The organism is Marinobacter sp. UBA2498, assembly GCF_002341575.1.
Classification (GTDB): domain Bacteria; phylum Pseudomonadota; class Gammaproteobacteria; order Pseudomonadales; family Oleiphilaceae; genus Marinobacter; species Marinobacter manganoxydans.
Genome location: NZ_DDOI01000145.1, coordinates 1 through 2,736, shown reverse-complemented (window position 1 = coordinate 2,736; position 2,736 = coordinate 1). Strand labels below are relative to the sequence as shown.

7 protein-coding genes are annotated in these 2,736 nt (G+C 40.2%); all 7 read left to right on the top strand.

The window, feature by feature from the left end; genetic code table 11:
* Positions 1-246, top strand: a 246-nt coding sequence (locus B2W52_RS20010; protein ID WP_286803966.1) for a hypothetical protein, incomplete at its 5' end; no start/stop codon positions are given.
* A 32-nt stretch (positions 247-278) separates the two neighbouring features.
* The gene (locus tag B2W52_RS20005) at positions 279-758 is read left to right on the top strand and encodes a hypothetical protein (protein WP_273072881.1); all 480 of its coding nucleotides are present in this window, start codon (positions 279-281) and stop codon (positions 756-758) included.
* Positions 759-1,267: 509 nt separating this feature from the next.
* On the top strand, positions 1,268-1,708 hold the full coding sequence (locus B2W52_RS20000) for a hypothetical protein (RefSeq protein ID WP_286803965.1): 441 nt from the start codon (positions 1,268-1,270) through the stop codon (positions 1,706-1,708).
* Positions 1,689-1,871 carry a hypothetical protein gene (locus B2W52_RS19995; RefSeq protein ID WP_286803964.1) on the top strand — a complete coding sequence of 61 codons (183 nt, stop codon included), beginning with the start codon at positions 1,689-1,691 and terminating at the stop codon, positions 1,869-1,871. Before B2W52_RS20000 ends, B2W52_RS19995 begins: the two co-directional genes overlap by 20 nt.
* The gene (locus B2W52_RS19990; protein ID WP_286803963.1) at positions 1,871-2,185 is read left to right on the top strand and encodes a hypothetical protein; all 315 of its coding nucleotides are present in this window, start codon (positions 1,871-1,873) and stop codon (positions 2,183-2,185) included. The genes B2W52_RS19995 and B2W52_RS19990 overlap by 1 nt, the downstream gene beginning before the upstream one ends.
* A 112-nt stretch (positions 2,186-2,297) precedes the next feature.
* Positions 2,298-2,489 (top strand): hypothetical protein, encoded by a 192-nt coding sequence (locus tag B2W52_RS19985; protein WP_286803962.1) that lies wholly within the window; start codon positions 2,298-2,300, stop codon positions 2,487-2,489.
* Entirely contained in the window at positions 2,449-2,655 is a 207-nt protein-coding gene (locus B2W52_RS19980; RefSeq protein ID WP_286803961.1) for a hypothetical protein, read from the top strand. Before B2W52_RS19985 ends, B2W52_RS19980 begins: the two co-directional genes overlap by 41 nt.
* Positions 2,656-2,736 lie beyond the last annotated feature (81 nt).

Sequence of the window (2,736 nt, the reverse complement as noted above, 5' to 3'; positions counted from 1 at the left end):
CAGATAAGCCTGAACCGCAAGTGCGGCAAGACCAGCAAAGCCACCTATCACGCCAATAACATCTGCTGCCTGCATGGATACTCCTTTCTAAATATAACGCCGTTGTTCAGCGGCAGCCTTGGCAGAGCGAAGCGGCGACAAGGCTGTCCGGTGGAGGGCCGTCAGGCCCGGAACGAACTGCAACTATTGGTTAGGGCAAGTCTAGCTCAGCACGAAAAGCTTGACCAAGCGCTTAAAGCGCTTTAATGTGTTTAAAGGCCTTGCTGAGGAGAAAAGCCATGCGCACCATAGAAATTGATGATGACCTGTACGCCTATATCGCCAGCCAAACCTTGGAAATTGGGGAATCTGCAAACAGCATACTCCGACGTATCTTTGGCCTTTCCGATCAGGGACAAGCCACGACAGAAACCCAGCCGCACGAGCTTGCTCAAACCCTTGAGCACCCTGGCTTGAGGTTTAAAACCGCCGTAGATCAGTTTCTCTTCATTTTAGGTGAAGCATACAAGCTGAAGCCGAATACCTTTGATCACATACTGACAATCCAAGGACGGGAGCGAATTTATTTTGCACGCAGCCGAGGGGAGATTGAGCAGTCAGGAAACAGTACCCAGCCGAAACAAATTCCAGGCACTGACTATTGGGTCATGACAAACTCGCCAAATCGGCAGAAAAAAAGCATGCTCCGGGAGGCATTGTTGGCAATTGGGATGAGTAAGCAAGCTGCAGAAGCGGCCGCGCGAACCCTGCCGCTCTAGCCCTAACAGCAATTAGACAGAGCGCTTCATGATTGCAGAAATTTGACCGCTTCGTTATTGCGGCTTCTGGATCACAGTACGCAGTGCCCATAAATTTATAAAACAACAGGTTAGCCCACTACAAACTGGCTTTCCATGTAATCATTTGACATCTGTGATCCACGCTACCAATAATACTGTATAAATAAACAGTATTGACAACCTTTGTAAAATATGTTTAGGGGGTGGGCAGGGTGGCAGGGGGGGTACCCCTATATATATATAATGAACATACATTTCACAAAGATTTATAGTGTTAACCAGATGTTAAATCGCCCTAGTTTTGATATAGTTTTTTACCAGATTTTGCAAGGGGATATATAAGACTTGTTTGACTCGGTTGTATATTAGGTGTATATGCAACCCTGCCAAACTTACAGTTTTATTATACACTTTTATTTGTTATTTGTCAAGGGGTTTGGCAAACTTTACACAATTTACTAAATACTATTGACAAACTGGTAAATAAAATGTATAATATGTTTATGAGTTATTTAGAACCTCGTAAGAAAACTCTTACTGAGAAACAACAAAAGTTCTTAGATTGTCTTGTGGAAACACAAGGCGACCCTAAACTAGCAGCCGAATTAGCAGGTTACTCAGGCAATCATCAACAAGTATTAAAAAGTCTTAAAGATGAAGTGATAGATTTAGCCTCGGAGGTACTTGCAAGGTCTGCACCTAGAGCAGCTTTTAAGTTGATTGAAGTTATGGAATCGAATAGACCGGTGCCACAAGCTAATAATAAACTACAAGCAGCTCAGAATATATTAGATAGAGTCGGTGTTACTAAAACAGAACGACTTAATGTTAATCATACTTCATCAGGGGGTATTTTTATTCTGCCTGAAAAACAAGAAGTAGTAGAAGTTAACTATGAGGATTTAAATAATGAGGATATTCCTGACTGAAATAACAGACCCACTAGACAATAAAAAGTTTATTGGTCCATATATAAGAGCAGAATCGTTAGCAGAAGCTGAAAAGATTGCTTATGAGTATGAATTAATTTTGGTTGGTGAATTACACGAATTACGAACAGAGGAAGAGGAACCTAAAAAAGTTATACACTAATGCCACATGCCGATAGAAAAGCAGCAATGCTAAAAAAATATGGATTAAAAGGAGTTAATAAAGCTAAACGAACTCCTAAACATCCTACTAAGTCGCACATGGTATTAGCTCAAGAAGGTCATAAGATAAAACTTATCAGATTTGGACAACAAGGTAAAAAGGTTGGTACTCTAAAAGGCACAGCAGGTAAACCTAAAGCAGGTGAGTCAGCTCGTATGAAAGCAAAAAGAAAATCTTTTAAAGCTCGACATGCTAAAAATATTGCCAGAGGCAAGATGTCAGCAGCATGGTGGGCAGATAAAGTTAAATGGTAAATACTATGTTAGATAAAATATTACAATGGTTGGGTTTTATCTGGGTTAGAAATAGAGATTCAAAAGGTCGCTATGTTCCAGATAAAAAGAAAACTAAGTTTAGAAATGAGGCTTGGACACTAAAAAGAAAATAATGCCTCAAATAAATAGCGAAGAACAACCAATAAAATTTAAAACAGGTACAATAGCCGGTAAAGGTTCTAAAGCCAGACCCGGAGTTTATACTAAAGAGTATAGAGATAATTTTGATAGGATATTTAAAAATGCCAAGAAAAGCGAAAACAAAAACAAAACGAAAGAGTAAGTCTCGAGTCAACGAAGCTGGTAATTACACCAAGCCGAGTATGCGTAAGAGGCTATTCGAGAGGATTAAAGCCGGTTCTAAAGGTGGTAAACCCGGTCAGTGGTCAGCTCGAAAAGCCCAGCTTTTAGCAAAAGAATACAAAGCTAAAGGTGGTGGTTATAAGTAATGGCAAAGAAAAAAAAAGACCCTAAAGTAGGAACAGGAAAAAAACCCAAAGGAAGTGGGAGGAGATTATATACCGATGAAA

Coding starts and splice junctions, on each gene's coding strand:
- B2W52_RS20005 (WP_273072881.1), top strand. CDS start 279: ATGCGCACCATAGAAATTGATGATGACCTGTACGCCTATATCGCCAGC.
- B2W52_RS20000 (WP_286803965.1), top strand. CDS start 1,268: ATGTATAATATGTTTATGAGTTATTTAGAACCTCGTAAGAAAACTCTT.
- B2W52_RS19995 (WP_286803964.1), top strand. CDS start 1,689: ATGAGGATATTCCTGACTGAAATAACAGACCCACTAGACAATAAAAAG.
- B2W52_RS19990 (WP_286803963.1), top strand. CDS start 1,871: ATGCCACATGCCGATAGAAAAGCAGCAATGCTAAAAAAATATGGATTA.
- B2W52_RS19980 (WP_286803961.1), top strand. CDS start 2,449: ATGCCAAGAAAAGCGAAAACAAAAACAAAACGAAAGAGTAAGTCTCGA.